This window comes from Paenibacillus sp. 2TAB26, from assembly GCF_052115145.1.
In the GTDB taxonomy this organism is placed as follows: Bacteria; Bacillota; Bacilli; order Paenibacillales; family Paenibacillaceae; genus Pristimantibacillus.
In genome coordinates this window covers 1-711 of the sequence record NZ_JBFRGC010000078.1, presented here as the reverse complement: position 1 = coordinate 711, position 711 = coordinate 1, and the positions used below count along the sequence as shown (strand labels likewise).

2 tRNA genes and 2 rRNA genes are annotated in these 711 nt (G+C 48.5%); all 4 read right to left on the bottom strand.

The features are described 5' to 3' along the window. Positions 1 to 111, bottom strand: a 23S ribosomal RNA gene (locus tag AB4Z50_RS35890); the annotation flags it as partial. A 246-nt stretch (positions 112 to 357) separates the two neighbouring features. Continuing rightward, positions 358 to 433, bottom strand: a tRNA-Ala gene (locus tag AB4Z50_RS35885). A gap of 30 nt (positions 434 to 463) precedes the next feature. Then, positions 464 to 540: transfer RNA gene (locus tag AB4Z50_RS35880), tRNA-Ile, on the bottom strand. Between the two features lie 116 nt (positions 541 to 656). Next, positions 657 to 711 (bottom strand): 16S ribosomal RNA (locus tag AB4Z50_RS35875); the annotation flags it as partial.

The window sequence follows — 711 nt, the reverse complement described above, 5'->3', positions numbered from 1 at the left end:
TCCTCGGATCAATGCCTGCTTACGGCTCCCCGGGGCGGTATCGTTGTTCGCCACGTCCTTCTTCGGCTCCTGGTGCCTAGGCATCCTCCGTGCGCTCTTACTAGCTTAACCAAATGCTCGTGGTGATTCGGCTTGTCCGCCGTTTCATTTTGTTTCTCTGATCTCCTAAGACATCAAATGGTTGAAACAAAACGAAAAGAAGTCGAAACAATCTCGAACACCTCTCGCTTACGTAAAAACAACTAAAGGATGTTTCAGCAATTCTTTTTCTTTCGTTATCCAGTTTTCAAGGTGCAAATGTTTTGCGCTGAGTTCGCTTCAGAGTTAATCTTCAGCAAAGACAGTACATTATTTTATTGGTGGAGCCAAGCGGGATCGAACCGCTGACCTCCTGCTTGCAAGGCAGGCGCTCTCCCAGCTGAGCTATGGCCCCAAATGGGTACCGACTTCTCAGAGTCGATAATGGTGGGCCTTAGTGGACTCGAACCACCGACCTCACCCTTATCAGGGGTGCGCTCTAACCAGCTGAGCTAAAGGCCCTTGGGTATTCCCTTTGGTCTTCCTTTGAAAGATGATTAATCTTTCAAAACTGACAACGAGTAAGCGATAAACTGCCAAGTTTATCCGAACCTCATCGGGTCCGGGTATTTCCTTAGAAAGGAGGTGATCCAGCCGCACCTTCCGATACGGCTACCTTGTTACGACTTACTT